The organism is Ruegeria sp. CH11 (assembly GCF_056537105.1).
Genome location: NZ_JBQFQX010000004.1, coordinates 115,441 through 133,059 on the forward strand (window position 1 = coordinate 115,441; position 17,619 = coordinate 133,059).

The 17,619-nt window shown below is 58.5% G+C and carries 19 protein-coding genes; 7 read left to right on the forward strand and 12 right to left on the reverse strand.

All coding sequences use genetic code 11. The annotated features are described in order from the left end of the window. Positions 1-146: 146 nt before the first annotated feature. A complete protein-coding gene (gene ptsP / locus ACR0LX_RS08405; RefSeq protein ID WP_480572161.1) occupies positions 147-2,390 on the reverse strand; it encodes a phosphoenolpyruvate--protein phosphotransferase in 2,244 nt (747 codons plus the stop codon). A gap of 45 nt (positions 2,391-2,435) precedes the next feature. Beyond that, positions 2,436-3,674, reverse strand: a complete 1,239-nt coding sequence (locus ACR0LX_RS08410; protein WP_480572158.1) for an aspartate kinase — start codon at positions 3,672-3,674, stop codon at positions 2,436-2,438. A gap of 156 nt (positions 3,675-3,830) precedes the next feature. Here ACR0LX_RS08410 and ACR0LX_RS08415 point away from each other — a divergent pair, with 156 nt between their 5' ends. Beyond that, positions 3,831-4,187 carry a hypothetical protein gene (locus tag ACR0LX_RS08415; protein WP_480572155.1) on the forward strand — a complete coding sequence of 119 codons (357 nt, stop codon included), beginning with the start codon at positions 3,831-3,833 and terminating at the stop codon, positions 4,185-4,187. Here the strand turns inward: ACR0LX_RS08415 and ACR0LX_RS08420 are convergent. The 5 genes from ACR0LX_RS08420 to ACR0LX_RS08440 form a co-directional block, all read right to left on the reverse strand. Next, positions 4,181-4,819, reverse strand: coding sequence for an SDR family NAD(P)-dependent oxidoreductase (locus tag ACR0LX_RS08420; protein WP_480783313.1), 639 nt, complete (start codon positions 4,817-4,819; stop codon positions 4,181-4,183). The genes ACR0LX_RS08415 and ACR0LX_RS08420 overlap by 7 nt on opposite strands. Positions 4,820-4,822: 3 nt before the next feature. Next, entirely contained in the window at positions 4,823-5,272 is a 450-nt protein-coding gene (locus tag ACR0LX_RS08425; protein WP_480783314.1) for a DUF1178 family protein, read from the reverse strand. Between the two features lie 72 nt (positions 5,273-5,344). After that, entirely contained in the window at positions 5,345-5,806 is a 462-nt protein-coding gene (locus tag ACR0LX_RS08430) for an NUDIX hydrolase (protein ID WP_480783315.1), read from the reverse strand. A gap of 107 nt (positions 5,807-5,913) precedes the next feature. Further along, complete coding sequence (locus tag ACR0LX_RS08435) at positions 5,914-6,663, reverse strand: EcsC family protein (protein WP_480783316.1); 750 nt, start codon at positions 6,661-6,663, stop codon at positions 5,914-5,916. Positions 6,664-6,716: 53 nt separating this feature from the next. Beyond that, positions 6,717-7,211 carry a GNAT family N-acetyltransferase gene (locus ACR0LX_RS08440; protein ID WP_480783317.1) on the reverse strand — a complete coding sequence of 165 codons (495 nt, stop codon included), beginning with the start codon at positions 7,209-7,211 and terminating at the stop codon, positions 6,717-6,719. 73 nt (positions 7,212-7,284) lie between these two features. Between ACR0LX_RS08440 and ACR0LX_RS08445 the strand changes: the two genes are divergently transcribed. Further along, positions 7,285-7,890, forward strand: coding sequence for a flavin reductase family protein (locus tag ACR0LX_RS08445; protein ID WP_480783318.1), 606 nt, complete (start codon positions 7,285-7,287; stop codon positions 7,888-7,890). Positions 7,891-8,022: 132 nt separating this feature from the next. Here ACR0LX_RS08445 and ACR0LX_RS08450 read toward each other — a convergent pair whose 3' ends face one another. Continuing rightward, complete coding sequence (locus tag ACR0LX_RS08450; protein WP_480783319.1) at positions 8,023-9,657, reverse strand: SulP family inorganic anion transporter; 1,635 nt, start codon at positions 9,655-9,657, stop codon at positions 8,023-8,025. A 204-nt stretch (positions 9,658-9,861) separates the two neighbouring features. Here ACR0LX_RS08450 and ACR0LX_RS08455 point away from each other — a divergent pair, with 204 nt between their 5' ends. Then, complete coding sequence (locus ACR0LX_RS08455; RefSeq protein WP_480783320.1) at positions 9,862-10,734, forward strand: S-methyl-5'-thioadenosine phosphorylase; 873 nt, start codon at positions 9,862-9,864, stop codon at positions 10,732-10,734. Positions 10,735-10,745: 11 nt separating this feature from the next. Here ACR0LX_RS08455 and ACR0LX_RS08460 read toward each other — a convergent pair whose 3' ends face one another. Continuing rightward, positions 10,746-11,612 (reverse strand): alpha/beta hydrolase, encoded by an 867-nt coding sequence (locus ACR0LX_RS08460; RefSeq protein WP_480783321.1) that lies wholly within the window; start codon positions 11,610-11,612, stop codon positions 10,746-10,748. 210 nt (positions 11,613-11,822) lie between these two features. Here ACR0LX_RS08460 and ACR0LX_RS08465 point away from each other — a divergent pair, with 210 nt between their 5' ends. Together ACR0LX_RS08465 and ACR0LX_RS08470 are read left to right on the forward strand one after the other, a co-directional pair. Then, positions 11,823-12,854 carry a DUF418 domain-containing protein gene (locus ACR0LX_RS08465; protein ID WP_480783322.1) on the forward strand — a complete coding sequence of 344 codons (1,032 nt, stop codon included), beginning with the start codon at positions 11,823-11,825 and terminating at the stop codon, positions 12,852-12,854. A 34-nt stretch (positions 12,855-12,888) separates the two neighbouring features. Then, the gene (locus ACR0LX_RS08470) at positions 12,889-13,518 is read left to right on the forward strand and encodes a LysE family translocator (protein WP_480783323.1); all 630 of its coding nucleotides are present in this window, start codon (positions 12,889-12,891) and stop codon (positions 13,516-13,518) included. Positions 13,519-13,521: 3 nt separating this feature from the next. Here the strand turns inward: ACR0LX_RS08470 and ACR0LX_RS08475 are convergent, their stop codons facing one another. Then, the gene (locus tag ACR0LX_RS08475) at positions 13,522-13,695 is read right to left on the reverse strand and encodes a hypothetical protein (protein WP_480783324.1); all 174 of its coding nucleotides are present in this window, start codon (positions 13,693-13,695) and stop codon (positions 13,522-13,524) included. Between the two features lie 323 nt (positions 13,696-14,018). Here ACR0LX_RS08475 and ACR0LX_RS08480 point away from each other — a divergent pair, with 323 nt between their 5' ends. Then, positions 14,019-14,558: an adenine phosphoribosyltransferase gene (locus tag ACR0LX_RS08480; RefSeq protein WP_480783325.1), complete on the forward strand. Its 540-nt coding sequence runs from the start codon at positions 14,019-14,021 to the stop codon at positions 14,556-14,558. A gap of 171 nt (positions 14,559-14,729) precedes the next feature. Next, complete coding sequence (locus ACR0LX_RS08485; protein ID WP_480783326.1) at positions 14,730-15,212, forward strand: fasciclin domain-containing protein; 483 nt, start codon at positions 14,730-14,732, stop codon at positions 15,210-15,212. A gap of 38 nt (positions 15,213-15,250) precedes the next feature. On the opposite strand, the gene ACR0LX_RS08490 is transcribed toward ACR0LX_RS08485, so the two are convergent. Both ACR0LX_RS08490 and ACR0LX_RS08495 read right to left on the reverse strand, forming a co-directional pair. Continuing rightward, a complete protein-coding gene (locus ACR0LX_RS08490; RefSeq protein ID WP_480783327.1) occupies positions 15,251-16,666 on the reverse strand; it encodes an FAD-binding oxidoreductase in 1,416 nt (471 codons plus the stop codon). Positions 16,667-16,704: 38 nt separating this feature from the next. Further along, a complete protein-coding gene (locus ACR0LX_RS08495; RefSeq protein ID WP_480783328.1) occupies positions 16,705-17,499 on the reverse strand; it encodes an MBL fold metallo-hydrolase in 795 nt (264 codons plus the stop codon). Positions 17,500-17,619 lie beyond the last annotated feature (120 nt).

The following is a 17,619-nucleotide window of genomic DNA, read 5'->3' on the forward strand; positions in this document are numbered from 1 at the left end:
CTGACCTGGCATTGCACCCAAGCGTCTTCATGGCTGGGTGGGCCTGATCGATCAGCGAGAACTGTTATCGCTAACATTTGCCGTCTGAATAGAAAGGCAGAGCGCAAAAATCAAGCTGATAATCACATTTCAAGCGATATTCGGACTCAGTTCTGATTGCGTAGCCAGTCCATTACCGCTGGACGCACCGATTGCTCGCCCCTGTGGCGGGCGTCGGCGATGATTTTGCGCACGTCCTGAAGATTGGACCGCAGCAGCAGACTTTTGACCGGTCCGATCGAGGCCGGGCGCATCGACAATGTCCGAATACCCATGGCCGCAAGGCACAGCGCTTCGACCGGACGGCCTGCATCCTCACCACAGAAACTCACCGGCGTATCGGAAATGCCGCACCGTTCGACGATACGTTCAATAAAGCTGAGGAAGCTGACGTTCAGAGTGTCATAGCGGCGACGCACCAGTTCGTTCTCGCGGTCGGCGGCAAAGAAGAACTGCTTCAGATCGTTGCCGCCGATTGAAATGAAATCGACCTCGTCAAAGAACTTCTGCGGAGCAAAAGCCAGTGAAGGCGTCTCCAGCATTGCGCCGATCTCAAGCGCTTCGGGCAAGACATGGCCCAGTCGCTTTTCCCGATCGATGGTCTTGTTGACCTCCCATCGGGCTTCGCGGAATTCGTCTGCCTGCGCAACAAAGGGGAACATGACGGTCAGCGGACGACCGTTGGCGGCGCGGATCAACGCCTGCAGCTGCATCCTCATGACGCCGCGCTTGTCCAGACCAACACGGATCGCGCGCCACCCCAATGCCGGGTTTGGCTCAGCAACATGCTTCATATAGGGCAGCACCTTGTCCGACCCGATATCCAGCGTACGAAACACCACGCGCTTTTCGCCTGCGGCATCCAGAACACGCTGATATTGCGAAACAAGTTCCTGCCGCTTGGGCATCTGATTGCGGATCAGAAACTGCAACTCGGTGCGAAACAGCCCAACACCCTCGGCTCCCGAGTTTTCGAGTGACGGCAAGTCGGCCATCAACCCGGCATTCATCACAAGATTGAGTCGCGCCCCATCCTGCGTCACCGTTGGCGTTTCGCGGATCGACGCATATCGTTCCTGCGCCTTGGCCTGCATCGCGATCTTGTCACGGAATGCGCTGACGACGGTATCTTCGGGCCGCAGATGCACGACGCCCTGGTCACCGTCGACCAGGATGTGATCGCCATTAAGCGCTTCGGTCGTGATCCGGCCCACATGGACGACCAGCGGAATCGCCAGCGCGCGGGCAACGATTGTAGCGTGGCTACCGACCGAGCCTTCTTCAAGGACAATACCCTTGAGCGCACGTCCGTATTCCAGCAAATCTCCGGGTCCGATGTTACGTGCGATCAGAATCGGGTCGGGTGGCAGATCAGCAGCACCATTGCCGCCCTGCCCGGTCAAAATCCGCAGCAGGCGATTACTGAGGTCGTCCAGATCGGCCAGACGCTCGCGCAGGTACGGGTCCGAGACCTGACTCATTCGCGCCCGGGCCTGCGATTGCTCTTTCTCCACCGCAGCTTCGGCGCTGAGGCCAAGGGCAATGTCCTCTTCCATCCGGCGCATCCAGCCTTTGGAGTTGGCGAACATCCGATAGGCTTCGAGAACTTGAAGCTGCTCTTTGTCACCGCCCTGCGAAATCTCAAGCATCTTGTCGACGCCGACGCGCAATTCCTCGACCGCTTCGGTCAGGCGTTCGCGTTCGCGGTGGGGGTCTTCTGCGATCGGGTTTGTAACCACGACGCGAGGTTCGTGCAGCCAGACATGGCCTTCGGCAGACCCTTCCTGTGCCGGCCCTCCGCGCAGCAAAACCGACTGCTGGTGCAAGGGAGACAGCGCCGCACCTTCACCGACAAAGGCACCCAACTCGGCCATTTCGGCCAGAACCATGGCAACCACTTCCAGCGCATAAATTTCATCTGCGGAAAACTCGCGCGCTTCGCGCGATTGAACGACCAGAACGCCCAGCTTTTCGCCCAGTCGTTGCACCGGAACGCCCAGAAACGACGAAAAACGCTCTTCCCCGGTCTCCGGCATATAGCGGAACCCTTTGGCCGAGGGCGCATCTGCCGTGTTCACGACTTTGCCGCTTTGGGCGACGCGACCGACAAGCCCTTCGCCCAGACGCATACGCGTCTTGTGGACCGCTTCGGGCGACAGACCTTCGGTCGCGCAGAGCTCAAGCGTGTCTTCGTCTCGGAACAGATAGACCGAGCACACCTCGCTGCGCATGCTATCCGCAATCAGATGCGTGATCCGGTCAAGACGTTCCTGACCGGCGGCCTCGCTCGCCATCTCTTCGCGCAGCCGCCCCAGCAGCTTGCGGGATTCAGTTTCGGTGCCGTCCGCCATGGCCCACCCACGTTACGGTTTCAGACGGGCCACTTGGCTGAATGCTCAGGCCGCCTTGTCCAGTTCAAAGGCATCATGCAGTGCCTGAACAGCAAGTTCCATGTATTTCCTGTCGATGAGGACGGAAATTTTAATCTCAGAGGTTGTAATGACCTTGATGTTGATCCCCTCATCCGAGAGTACCTTGAACATTTTGGCCGCGACACCGGACTGCGAGCGCATGCCGATACCGACAACCGAGACCTTGCAGACGTCGTTGTCGGCGACCAGCTCAGCAAAGTTCAACTCGCCCCGATCTTTGATTCCCATCAGGGCCTGCTCGGCGCGGGCAACCTGTTCGGTCGGGCACGAGAAGGTCATATCCGTGCGCCCTTCGTCCGAGATGTTCTGCACGATCATGTCCACGTTCACACCCGCCTCGCTGAGCGCGGTGAAGATGATCGAAGCGATGCCCGGGCGGTCCGCCACCGAAACGGCGGTCATTTTTGCTTCGTCGCGGGAATAGGCCACACCGGCCACAACATTGGATTCCATGATATCCTCCTCGTCGCAGACCAGCGTACCAGCCTCGTCGGATTGTTCTTCAAAACTTGAGAGAACGCGCAATTTCACTTTAAACCGCATCGCCAGCTCGACCGAGCGGGTTTGCAGGACCTTGGCCCCCAGTGAGGCGAGTTCCAGCATCTCCTCGAACGCAATCTTGTCCAGCTTGCGCGCCTTGTCGCAAACACGCGGGTCGGTGGTATAGACACCATCCACATCCGTGTAGATATCGCACCGCTCGGCACCAAATGCGGCGGCAAAGGCCACAGCAGTCGTATCTGACCCCCCACGGCCAAGCGTGGTGATCCGGCCCTCGGGGCTAAGCCCCTGAAAGCCAGCCACAACGGCAACTTTCATGCCTTCGGCGAACTTTTGGCCAATGTTATCGGTCGGAATATCCTCAATTCGGGCCTGACTGTGGGCGCTGTTGGTCAACAGCGGCACCTGCCAACCCTGCCAGCTGCGCGCGGGGACATCCATTTCCTGAAGCGTCAAAGCCATCAGCCCGGCGGTCACGTTCTCGCCTGACGAGACTACGGCGTCATATTCACGCGCATCGTATAGGGGCGAAGTTTCGTCGACCCAGCCCACCAATTCATTGGTCTTGCCCGACATGGCCGAAACGATGACGATCACGTCGTATCCCTTGGCCACCTCGACACCAACGCGTTTCGCGGCGCGGCGGATACGGTCAAGATTGGCGACCGAAGTGCCGCCGAATTTCATTACAAGTACTGGCATGGGGGCAGGTGTCTCCGCGCCTTGAAAGTCAGGTTGCGTGCCTCATATGCGAGGGGAACCGCAAGGGCAAGTGGGCAGGCCCGCCGGATGCGCGACTTTACAAGCTGATCGGCATGTGTATGCGTATCGGTAACCACTTAATTCAAGAGGATTTCCATGCTGCGTTTTGCTTTGGCTCTTAGCCTGATTTCGTCCCCGGCCCTGGCCCAGGTCGCAACCCAAGCGGGCACCGACGGTAAGAACGCTTTGGGCACCGTGCCCTGCGCGGCCACCGCGGGGGCGCCGTTGCAAAGCTGTCATGCCGAGTTGCGCCGCCGCGACGACGGCACGGCAACACTTGCTGTACAACTGCCGACCGGAGATGTGCGCAACATCTATTTCACCGACGGTGTTCCGGATTCCAGCAGTTCGACCTCGAAACTGTCATACGAAACCCCCGGTGACATAATGGTCATCTTTATCGAACCCTCGGAAGTGTTCGAAATACCCAAAGCGGCCCTGAACGCTCAGTAAGGGTGAGCTTGGCCATCCCAGGTTTCAAAACAACCGGTTGTTTCAAGTGACAGGGCGTCGAACCGCGCAATAAGGCCGTTTGCCGCCTGATCCACAGTGATCTCGGCGGCGCTGCCACCCATATCGGTCTGCACCCAACCCGGGTGATAGATCCCTACGGCGACGCCGTCCACGCGCAGATCCGTCGCCAGATTGCGCCCAAGGTTCAGCGCCGCAGCCTTTGATGCCCGATAGATATAACTGCCGCCCGGGGCACGGGAATGCGATGCCATCTGGGACGACAATATTGCGATCTTTCCGTTTGCTTTCCGAAGGTTGGGCAGCAATGTCTGCACGGTCAGGAACACACCGGTAACATTGGTTGCAAAACTCTGCGCCCACATCTCGGCCGGATAGCCATTGATGTCCTGACCCTTGTCCAGATAAACCCCTGCATTGCAGATCAGCAGATCAACCGGGGCACCAACCAGATCGGCAGCCATCGCCGCGTGATGCTCGGGGTCCGTGACGTCCAATGTCAGCCCGGCGCTGCCATCCCGGGTCGTGCCGCTGACCGAATGCCCATGCCCCTGGTAGAGTTCGGACAGAGCTTTGCCGATCCCGCGATTGGCACCGGTAACAACAACATGCATGGGTCAGTTTGTCTTTCTGCTGGGTACGAATGGCAGGGGCGCCACCGGCACACCGTCTTCGATCAGGGACTGGGCCTCTTCCGGCTTTGCCTCGCCATAGATCGGACGCTCGGGCGCATCGCCCAAATGCATCTTGCGGGCCTCGCTGGCGAAGGCTTTGCCAACATAGTCCGAGTTTTCCTCGACCTTACGACGCAACTCGGTCAGAACCTTTTCAATTTCAGGGTTCATCGCGGCGACATCGATCCGTTCACTCTCGGCGCTGCTCTTCGCAGGCTTGCCTTGCCGCGCCGGACGAACACGGGGCGTCATTACGGCCTTTTCCACACCCGAGCACCCGCACACGGCACAGACAACCAGCCCTGCCGCGGCAAGCTTGTCATATGCCTCGGCCGACTGGAACCAACTGTCGAAACTGTGGCCGTGACGGCATTTCAGTGCGTATTGAATCATATTCCATCCAAATTGCCGGTTGGCGAATAGATACCGGGCAACCGGGCAAATTCAAGTCTTTCCGGTGGTCGTTCAATTAAGTTTGGGGTCGAACCCCCGCAACAGCGCCGCCAGTTCCGGAAATGCGACCCGTTGCGATGCTTTTTTCGGCGAAAACCACCTCCGTTTCCTTTCGCCGGATTCCGGGTATTTCGATGCAAGCCGCTGCACGAACAGCGGGAAAACGTCAACAAGTACCAGCGCAGGCCCCTTCCCCGGACGGTTCTTTACATACGAGAAACGTCCAAGCGGCATCTTTGCGCCATGCCCGATTGCGCCCGCTTCCTCCCACGCTTCGCGGGTGGCCGAGCGATCCGGGGACAAATCTTTGCTGAGCCACCCTTTCGGTATGATCCAGCGACGGGAACCACGTGTTGTAATCAGTAGAACCCGTGGTTTGCCTTTTTCGATACGATAGCACAAAGCAGCTGATTGGGCCAAAACCGGTTGTACATGCGCAGGTCGGTGTGGCTTGATCGTCAGCTCTGAACCCATCGCTTCGCCGCCACCTCTCAAACGGTCAATCTGCCCTATTTTGTGTTCAGTACAGCATCAGACACCAAATATGTAAAGACATCTGAGGGTGAACGGCTCTGCGCTATTCAATTCCGCATGCGATGGGTCAGGCGTTCAACGAGTTCGGAATGAGGGATATCGGCGTCAATCGCCAGCCTACGCAAGCCAAAATGTACCCGCGCGATCTGCTGGTAGTACCGCGCGTAGACATAGTTCGTGCCACCGCCCGCAAGCGCCCCCAGAACCGGCACGGATTGGGCTGCCAGTTTCTGACCCAGCACAACCGACAAGCGCGGCGCAACCGCTGCAATCACCCTTTGCATCGTCGGGCCGGTCAACGTGAGACGCACGGAAAAGAAGCCGAGATCCGCGCCATCATCGTCGGACATCGGACCCGCCGCAGACAGCACGCGAATCGAATCGAACATGACGTTCTGCGCCGCAGGATCAAACCCTTCGCGCGCAGCTGCACCTTGAATGGCGCGCAGCAACATCGCTGTAGTGGCCGGAAGTTCCACCAATGACGTGGTAACACCGCCCAGCCCACCGGCCGCACCCATCGCGGTGGTCACAGCGGTATTGACCCAAGGGCTTTGATCCGGCACCGCCCTGCGCGAACCCTGAGCGGCGTACATCGCCATCCATAGCGCCTGCTCGGTGGCCTCTGTCAGCCCATTTCGGACAGGTTCCGGCAGTTGCTCCAACAGGGATTCGGCCGAACCACCCAAGCTGTTCAACAGTTTCACTCCGGTACCACCTGCCGATTTGTAATGCTGCGCCAACCGATCCAATTCGACGTCGGCATCGACCTTTTCAATCAGAACCACGTCCTGCATATATGCCCTCCTGCCGGAAAGACATTGGCATTTTGCCGACGATTTTCAATGGGTCAGCGCGTCCAGCGCGTAACCGGACCCGCAATGTTCGCCCAGGCTCCGGGGGTCAGATCCAGTCCCAGAACGCGCTCGGGGTTGGTTGGAGGCGGCATCTCGACCCCAACCAGAGGCATAAAGCCAAATCGCGCGTAATATGGCGCATCACCCACCAGCATCACGCGATCCCACCCCAATTCGCGCCCGGCGCCGACACCCTGATCGATCAGGAACCGGCCCAATCCCTCGCCCTGATGTGTCGGATGGACTGCAACCGGCCCCAACAACAGCGCATCGTTATTGGCAACATGGACCGGCCAAAACCGGATGGCCCCAGCCAGAATACCCTGACCATCGCGCGCAACCAGTGAAAGTCCGGCAACCGGATCGACATCGTCGCGCAACCGATACGAGGACAGCGCTTCGCGCCCTGGTGCGAAACACAGGTCATAGAGGGCCTCGACCTCCCACCAATCCTCCAGCCCCTCCGGCCTGATCTCGAACTGCTGCACCCCAGCCCTCATTTCCCTGCTGGAATTCGCCCTATCACTTCGATACGCCTTGAGCAAATGCTTGGAGTCCGAGATGTTCTATCGCCCCGAAGACGGCCACGGCCTGCCGCACAACCCGTTCAACGCCATCATCACACCCCGCCCCATCGGCTGGATTTCATCCCGCGACGCGGACGGGATCAACAACCTGGCCCCCTACTCCTTTTTCAATGGGGTCGCTTACACCCCACCGCAAGTGATGTTTGCATCGACCGGGTCAAAGCACGATCAGGACGGGACCAAGGATAGCCTGGCCAATATCGAGGCAACCGGGGTGTTCTGTGTGAATATCGTTAGCCATTCCCATCGGGACGCGATGAACGCCAGCTCTGCCGGGTTGGACAAGCATGTCGATGAATTCGATCATGCGGGGTTGACCCCTGTCGAATGCGAGACGATCGGTTGCGCGCGGATCGAGGGCATACCGGCTGCGCTGGAATGCAAACTAACTCAGATCGTGAACCTGCCGGGGGAAGCGAACCGAGTGGTCTTCGGCGAGGTCACTGGCGTACATCTGCACGACGATCACATCCGCGACGGCAAATTCGATGTCACCTCATTCCAACCCCTGGCGCGGTTGGGGTATCGCGATTACGCAGTGGTCTCCGAGTTGTTCTCTCTCAGCAGACCCGACGACTGAGCATCGGGGGGCGCCCCCGTCGCGGCAAGCCGCACCTCCCGCGGGATATTTTTTCGCTAGATAAAGCAGGAGATCCTTGCTTCTTCTGTTTAAAAAAATATTTCGGAGCGCGAGGCAGCGCCTCGCAAAATTTCAATGCCCACCCAGAATTCCGGTACGCACTGAATAGTCGACCACCAGGCCATAGTCGGGGTCATCGTCACTGTCGACCATCAGGTGCCCGGCCTTGTTCAGCAGCTTGTGGCAATCCCGGCTCAGGTGCCGCAGCATCACGCGCTTACCAGCGGCCTCATATTTTGCAGCGACATTCTCGATTGCTTGCAGCGCCGACTGGTCGACGACGCGGCTATCAGCGAAATCAACGATCACGACCTCTGGATCGTTGGGCACGTCAAACAGCTCCACAAAGCCTTCAGAGGATCCGAAGAACAGAGGGCCTTTGATCTCGTAGACCTTCGCCCCCTCTTCGGTGATCGACTCGCGCGTTTCCGCGTGGATGCGCTTGGCGTTGTTCCAGGCATAGGCCAGCGCCGAGACGATCACGCCGACCACGACTGCAACCGCAAGATCCTCCATCACGGTCACCACGGTGACCAGCACAATGACGAAGGCATCCATCGCGGGCACCTTTCGCATGATGTTGAACGAGTTCCAGGCAAACGTACCGATCACCACCATGAACATTACGCCCACCAGCGCAGCCAGCGGAATTTGCTCGATCAACGGGGCGGCGAACAAGATAAAGACCAGAAGGAACAGGGCTGCGGCGATGCCCGCAACACGTGTCCGACCGCCCGATTTCACGTTGATCATCGACTGGCCGATCATCGCACAGCCGCCCATGCCGCCAAAAAACCCGGTCACGACATTGGCCGCACCCTGCGCGATGCATTCCTGCGAGGCTCCGCCACGCTTGCCGGTGATTTCGCCAACAAGGTTCAGGGTCAACAGGGATTCGATCAGGCCGATGGCTGCGAGAATGACTGCGTAGGGCAGGATGATGTTGAAGGTCTCCCACGTCAGCGGCACCATCGGGATGTGGAAGGACGGCAAACCGCCCTCGATCGACGCCAGATCGCCAACGCGCGGCACATCCAAGCCCAGACCGATCACCAGAGCTGCAACCACGACGATCCCGGCAAGCGGAGCAGGAATGATGCGGGTAACGCGCGGCATCACCCAGATCACCGCCATCGTCAGCGCCACCAGACCCAGCATCGTGTAAAGCTGCATACCCGATAGCCATTCACCGCCGCTCATGCCGTGACCTGTATTCTCCATTGTTCCCGGGACTTTGAACTGCCCCAACTGCGCCAGAAAGATCACGATGGCCAGGCCGTTCACAAAGCCCAACATCACCGGATGCGGGACAAGGCGGATAAACCGGCCCCAATGCATGGCCCCGGCGATCACCTGCAAAATCCCCATCAAAACAACGGTTGCGAACAGGTATTCGACCCCGTGCTGCGCAACCAAAGCCACCATCACAACGGCCAAAGCGCCGGTTGCACCTGATATCATACCAGGGCGGCCGCCGATCAGAGCGGTGATAAGCCCGACCAGAAACGCGGCATAGAGACCGACCAGCGGGTGCACCCCGGCGACAAAGGCAAAGGCCACAGCCTCGGGCACCAGCGCAAGCGCCACGGTCAGGCCCGACAAAAGCTCGATCCGGATGCGCGACAGGGTGAACCCCTCGTCAGGCATCCAACGCAGATCGGGTATGGCTAGGCGATTGGCAAAGCTTGCCAGCAAGGCTCGGGGCATGGATTGGTCCTGTGGGTCATCATATTCGCGCGAAAGGGGTCTTCTAGCGGTCAAACAGTGCAAGAGGTACTGCACAAATCGGGACCCTGCCATGCAACAAATGCATAGCTAAACCGCAAAACACACAAATGGTTGAAGCCACTTGCCAAATTGCCCCCGCCCCAGCACAAATCCTTGAACATTAATTTCACGCGGAGAGCCGAAGTGACCCAAACCAAAATCGCCGTCATCGGAGGATCGGGAATCTATGACATTGATGGCCTGGAAAACGCCGAATGGGTCAGTGTGGAATCCCCTTGGGGTACACCCTCGGATCAGATCCTGACCGGGTCTCTCGGCGGCGTCGAGATGGCGTTCCTGCCCCGCCATGGGCGCGGGCATGTACATTCGCCAACCGATGTGCCCTATCGCGCCAATATCGACGCTTTGAAGCGTTTGGGAGTGACGGATGTGATTTCAGTCTCGGCATGTGGGTCGTTTCGCGAACACATGGCCCCGGGCGACTTTGTCATCGTCGACCAGTTCATCGACCGGACTTTTGCGCGCGAAAAAAGCTTCTTCAGTTCTGGTTGTGTCGCGCATGTCAGTGTCGCCCATCCGACCTGTCCGCGTCTGTCGGACGCCTGCGAAACAGCAGGCAAGGCCGCCGACATAACGATACATCGCGGGGGCACCTATCTGGCAATGGAAGGCCCGCAATTCTCGTCTCTGGCCGAGTCGAAAATGTATCGTGAGCATTGGGGGTGCGATGTGATCGGAATGACCAACATGCCCGAAGCGAAACTCGCCCGCGAGGCCGAGCTTTGTTATGCCTCGATCGCGATGGTTACGGATTATGACAGTTGGCATCCCGACCACGGCGAGGTCGATGTGACCGCGATCATTGCCACCCTGACCGGTAACGCCGACAAGGGTCGAGCATTGGTCAAGGGCTTGCCCGCGCTGTTAGGGACCGAGCGCGCGCCCTGCCCGCATGGCTGCGACCGGGCGCTGGAATATGCGATCCTGACAGCCCCAGAAAAGCGCGACCCGGCGCTGATGGCGAAACTGGATGCGGTGGCGGGTCGAATCCTCTGATAATGCCTGTCTCAGTTCTGAGTCAGGCTTTTCTGCACTTCATCCCACAACCCGTGCGACCACAAGTCATTATGGGTTCCGTCCGGGACCACATGCAGTTGCGTGTTGTCCCCGGCCATTTCCGACAAGGCTTCACCGTGATGAAACGGAACCGTTTCGTCGTTGGTGCCGTGAAAGATCAGGGTCGGAACCGAAATATGTTCGATCAGATCGCGCGTCGCGAACTGATCTTTCATCAGCGCCGAAACCGGCAACCACGGATAACGCTCGGCGGCGACATCAACAGTAGCGGTAAACGGGGCCTCAAGCACCAGCAGCTGCGCATTCGGGCGCTGTTCCGCGACAGCCGCCGCGACGGCGGTGCCAAGGCTCTGCCCATGCAGGACCACATCCGCGCCCTGTCCTTGCAGCCGGTCAAACATCTGAATCCCGTCCGAGATCAGCGCAATTTCGGACGGCTCACCCTCACTGCCCGGAAAGCCACGATAGCTGGGGGCGAGTAGACCGTAGCCGCTGTTCAGAATTTCGCGCATACGATCCGCGCGATCGCCCAGATTGCCGCTCTGGCCATGAAAGAATAGCACCGTCGGGGCATCTTCCACCGCAGGCGGCGCGGACCACGCCGTCAGGACGACGCCATCGGACATTGGCAAAGAAACGACTTCGACATCCGCCAGACCGACCGCGCCAGGCTGAGGCAATTCGCCTTCGGGTTTGAACAGAAGTGAGCGTTGATTGACATACATGTAGGTGACAGCAATTGCATAGAGTGCAGCCAGAACCAGTGCTGCAAGGACAATGGCCCCTTTGATCTTTGCCGCCCTTGACGGGACGGTGTCCCGGATCGGACCGGCGTTCATCTCAGGTGTCTGCGTCATCGGTCCCCTCCGATCGTCTGGGTGTGCAATGAGAGTGGGCATGCCCGTATCAGAATCAAGATACGGCCTGACGGTTTAATCCAATCTTAAACCTGTTGCCCGCTTGCAAAGTCGGTGCGCAATCTGCTGGGTCACCGTTGAAATTGCCTCGGAGCGAACCCATTGAGAGACAAAGATAATCGGAACACAAGCTATTGGAAACCTGCCAGAATGACTCGTCTTGATGCCCTGGATGCAGCCCGGTTTTTGGCGTTTTGCGGCATGGTTCTGGTAAATTTCCGCATCGCCGCCGAGGTCGCCCCAAGCCAGGATTGGGCCTCGGTCCTGATCGACGCGCTAGAGGGGCGCGCCGCATCCCTCTTTGTTGTGCTGGCCGGGATCGGTGTCGGTCTTTCTCGCCTTTCTGCCTCGGTCCTTTTGCGCCGTGCGGTCTTTCTGTTCGTGCTTGGCCTGCTCAACATGACGATATTTGACGCCGATATCCTGCACTTCTACGCACTCTATTTTGTGGTCGGCGCAATGTTCCTGACCGCCTCACCCCGAGGGATTTGGCTTGGCGCCTTCGCATTGGTTGCGCTGTCGATCGCCGCGCATCTGGTCGTCGAATACGATCAGGGCTGGAACTGGGACGCGCTGATCTACGAAGACCTCTGGACCGTGCCTGGCTTTCTCCGCAACCTGTTCTTCAACGGCTGGCATCCTGTGTTCCCATGGGCAGCCTTTCTGCTGATCGGCATGGCAATCGGCCGGAGCGGGTTGCATACAACCTGCATTCAGCACCGATTGATCATGTGGGGTTTTGGCGCTGCTGTGTTGGCGCTGTTTCCGCAAATGCTGACCAGCGACCCGGACCTTTCCGCCTTTTTGGGAACCGAATCCATCCCACCCGGCCCGTTCTATATTTTGGCCGGAACCGGATCGGCCTGTGTTGTGATCGGATTGCTTCTTAAATTCTGGCCCGTAATCGAAAGAACTCCGATTGCCTCGGCATTGACGGCCCCCGGGCGGCAAAGCCTGACGCTTTATATGGCCCATATTCTGATCGGCATGGGCATTCTGGACGAGGCCGGATTGCTGGACGGTAGACTGACCACCACACAGATTTTCATCTGTGCCGTCGGCTTTTGCATCCTGTCGTCGGCCTACGCGCTGGTTTGGTCCCGAAAATTCAAACGCGGTCCGCTTGAGGCGTTGATGCGCATCGTGACCGAGCCGTCAAAGGGGTTGACGCGGAACTCGTAAGCGGGCTTGCTGCGTCAAATTTTGCAGGTGAACTATGTCGATTGATCTTTGGCTGGCCTTTGTGGCCGCTTCTACCGCCCTATTGCTGATCCCCGGCCCAACAGTTTTGTTGGTGCTGAGCTATGCCCTGTCCAAAGGCCGCAGCGTTGCAGTAGCTTCGGCAACAGGTGTTGCGGTGGGGGATCTGATTGCGATGACCGCGTCCCTTCTGGGCCTTGGCGCACTTGTACTGGCTTCGGCCACGCTGTTTTCCATCCTCAAATGGGTCGGCGCGGCCTATCTGGTCTGGCTTGGCCTCAAATTGCTGCGCAGTGCCCCCTCCGACGGGTTGCAGGCGGTTGAGACAGGTCGGAATGTCACCGCCAGGGGGGTCTTTGGCCACGCTGCAGCCGTTACTGCGCTGAACCCAAAATCCATCGCCTTCTTCATTGCCTTCGTGCCACAGTTTCTGCGCCCTGCTGATCCGCTGGGTCCACAGTTTGCCATCCTGATCGCGACATTTGTCGGACTGGCCTGGCTGAACGCCCTGGCCTATGCCTTGCTGGCAGATAGGCTGCGCCAAATGATTGGCCGTCCGGGCACGATCACCGCCCTGACCCGTTTCGGAGGTTTGACCCTGATCGGTATGGGGGTTGCAACAGCAGTTCTGCGCCGCCCAGCCTGACACTCAGTTTTCGGCGTTTTCTTTCATGAACCCACGAATGAACCGCCGGATTTCACGCGCCGCTGATGTGTCGAGCTCTTTGCAAAGCTCGACAAAGGCATCCCGTTCGTCCTTGTCCAGACGCAACACCAACTGACTGTTTTTCTTGGTAGAAACCTTACCGTCTTTCTTCGCCACGCGCCCAGTTCCCGCTTTGAATCTTGATTCTTTCCGAGATGTATTGTATATACATCGCATAGAATTTGTCGTTATCGGGCACCTAACAAAAAAAAAGGAATTAAGCAATGAACCTTCATACTGCTCAGGCATTTCTTTTGCGGGATCAACGCAATTGGCGCAAACCGCACCTATCGTGGCTGCCTCCGGTTTTGTATCGCTATTACGGTCTGCCAAATACGGTCAAACCACGGCACAAATAACCGCGGGCGCAAACTTGCCTTGCATGACCATGCCCGATGGGCCACACACGCCCGCGTGTTTTGACGCCAAAGGGGTGGCCCATGTCCAGAAACAAGACAGTCAAAGATTACATTCGAACCATCGTCGACTTCCCGCATGAAGGCATCATGTTTCGCGATGTGACGACGCTGTTTGCTGATCCGCGCGGGTTTCGCATGGCCATCGACCAGATGTTGCACCCCTATGCAGGCGAGCGCATCGACAAGGTCGTGGGCCTTGAGGCGCGCGGCTTTATTCTGGGCGGCGCCATAGCCCATCAGCTAAGCGTCGGATTCGTACCGATCCGCAAAAAAGGCAAGCTGCCTGGCACAACAATAAGCCAGGATTACAAGCTGGAATACGGCGAGGCGATTGTTGAAATCCACGACGACTCAATTCAACCGGGTGAGAAAATTCTGGTAGTCGACGATCTGTTGGCCACAGGTGGCACGGCCGCCGCCGGTATAAAGCTGATCGAGCGGTTGGGTGGCGAAATCATCTCTTGCTCGTTCATCATCGACCTGCCCGAGCTTGGTGGCCGGAAGGCTCTGGAAGAGATGGGCATGGACGTGCACGTTCTGTGCGAGTTCGAGGGGCTGTAGACCTTCGTGCTTCACAAAACCGTGACTGGAAATATGGCAGGTGCGCAGCTTAGCGCACCTTGACCGCTTTTCAACACCTTTTCGGACAATCGTTTCGGTGATCCCTTTGCGACCATGGGCCGTACCCAAGATGATGCCAGTTGAGGCATTTCACAAAAGGGAATTCACGCCATGTTTCGCAAATTCGCTGTGACCAGCGTAGCAAGTGTTCTGTTGACAACTTCCGCCCTCGCGGACGGCCACGCTAAAGATATCGTGGACACTGCAGTGGGCGCAGGCAGTTTCAGCACCCTGGTGGCCGCTGTGCAGGCCGCCGAATTGGTCGAAACCCTGAAGGGCGAGGGCCCGTTCACCGTTTTTGCCCCAACCGATGATGCCTTTGCCGCCCTGCCGGAAGGCACGGTCGAAGACCTGCTAAAGCCCGAAAACAAGGATCAATTGGTTGCGGTTCTGACATACCACGTCGTTCCGGGCAAAGTGATGTCCGGCGACCTGTCGGATGACATGACGGCAGCAACCGTTCAGGGCGGTGACATCACAATTGATCTGGATAACGGCGTAATGGTCAACGACGCCAACGTTATTCAGGCCGATATCGAAGCCGAAAACGGCGTGATCCACGTCATCGACAAGGTTATTCTGCCAGGCTCCTGACACCTCGGTTGTCGCGGCCCGGCTTGTCCGGGCCGCAGTCAAACCCGCAGAACCGCCCCGGGGTTCATAATCCCCTTTGGGTCCAGCGCGGTTTTTATTGCCCGCATCGCTTGCAACTTGGTCGGGTCGCCATAGCGTTCAAGATCGTCCACCTTCAGTCGCCCTACCCCGTGTTCCGCACTGACCGAGCCGCCAAAGGCGTGGACAAGGTCGTGAACCGCTGTCTTCACGGTCAAACGCATGTTTTCATAGGCCGCTCGATCTTGGCCAACGGGCGGAAAGACGTTGTAATGCAGGTTCCCGTCGCCAAGATGCCCAAAGCAATTGATACGGAACGCGCCCAACGCTGAAATCACCTCGTGCCCCTTCCGGACAAAGTCGGGGATCTCAGATATCGGCACCGAGATATCGTGACTCGAGATCGACCCTATCAGCCGGTTGGCTTCGGGGATGTTTTCGCGCAACGCCCATAGTTCGCCGCGCTGCGCTTCGGTCAGGGCGATGACGCCATCACTGACGAGCTCTTCGGCCTCGGCTGCGGCAAACAAAGCTTCCAGCATGTCAGATGGGTTTTGCGCGGCGGTTAGGCCAACCTCAATCAATACACTCCACTCGGGTTGCGATTGAAATGGCTGACGCACCTCCGGCAAAACCTCTGACAGGAATTGCAAACCCTGACGATGGATCAGCTCAAAAGTGCTGACCTGGTCCCCGACCTGGTCCCGCGCCAAAGACAACAAGCGGATTGCGGCCTCGGGCGAGGCTACATGCAGCATCGCGGTCCCAACAGATGCCGGCCTTGGAAACAGCTTCAGCGTCGCCGCCGTTATGATCCCAAGCGTCCCTTCGGCACCGATCAGCAAATTGCGCAGATCGTAGCCGGTATTGTCCTTGCGCAACCGTCCAAGGCCGTTCCACACTTTGCCATTGGGCAATACCGCCTCAAGACCCAGACACAGATCACGCGCGTTGCCATAGCGCAGTACATTTACCCCTCCGGCATTGGTCGCCAGATTGCCACCGATACTGCAAGACCCCTGCGCAGCCAATGAGAGCGGGAACAGCCGGTCGGCGTTTTCGGCCGCTGTCTGAACATCGGCCAGAACCGCACCAGCTTCGGCGATCAACAGATTTTCGGTCGGATAGATTGCCCGGATCGCCGTCAGTCGTTCTGTCGAGATCAGCAGCGGCGCGGGGCCATCCGGCATGACCTGACCAGCGACCAGGCCGGTGCCACCGCCATAGGGCACCACGGCGGCACGCGCATCAGATGCCAACTGCACCAAAACGGCAACCTCATCGACGCTCCGCGGCAGGGCCAGCAGACCGCCTTGTCCGGAAAACCTGCGACGCGGTTCCTCCAGATGGCGCGGACTTGGGGGGCGTAGCACATCCACGCCCAATCGCTCGCGGATGGCAGTGGCTAAAATATCGTCTGCGGGGTTCAGGGTCATACACCCTAAGTGCCCAAGGTGGGCGGCTGCGGCAAGACCTATTCCAGGTCGATCAGGTATTGGGGTTCCAGCACCACAACGGTGGGCCGATCCGGCAGGGTACGCAGCGAGACCACAATCTCGGAGACCCCGTCCCGCACGACCGGAAACTCTCCGCGGATATCGATCAGAAACCGATTCAGCGAAAAATCGGAAAACCAGTGCATCGGAATAATGACCGAGCTTTTCAGGCGCTTCAAAACCGAGATCATCTCGGGTAACGGCATGGTTGTCCCTCCGTCCACGGCCGCCATCACCACATCCAACCGCCCGAGCGCCGCAAACTGCTCATCCGTCGGAACATGATGCAAGTGCCCCAGATGGCCGACACACAGGCCCGCAACCTCGAACACGAAGATGGAATTGCCCCGCTCTTCCACCCCGCCATAGACTGATCGGATGTCCGTCGACACATTGCGCACCAACATCTCGCCAAGATCCAAATGGTGTTCGATCCCTTGCCCGAACTCGCCCCAACCCGGCAGCACATGTGGAATTGCCGGGTCAGGATGCGCTGTCCAATGGGTGCTGTGCGCGTGATTCATGGTAACCACATCCGGGATCAGATCGGCACCCCCGACAAAGCCGGTGAAATCCGTCACTACGTTCAATCCGCCCTGCGTCTGAATCAGAAACGACGCATGGGCGACGTAACTGATCCGAACCGAAAACTCAGGTACCGGATCCTGCCAGGCTGCCTTGTGAATATACGCGATACCGGGTGCGGCATCGGCGATGGCAATACAATGGCTCGGCCGCCGCTCCTGCGCTGCGACGCCGCTCGAGATTATCATCAACAATACCGCTATAACCCAGCGCATGGCATGAGTGTAGCGCAAGACGGCCCCAAGTCATGCCCCTTGTTCATCTGGCCAAGAATATCCCGGGGAAGGCACGGCCTGCCGCACCGGGGG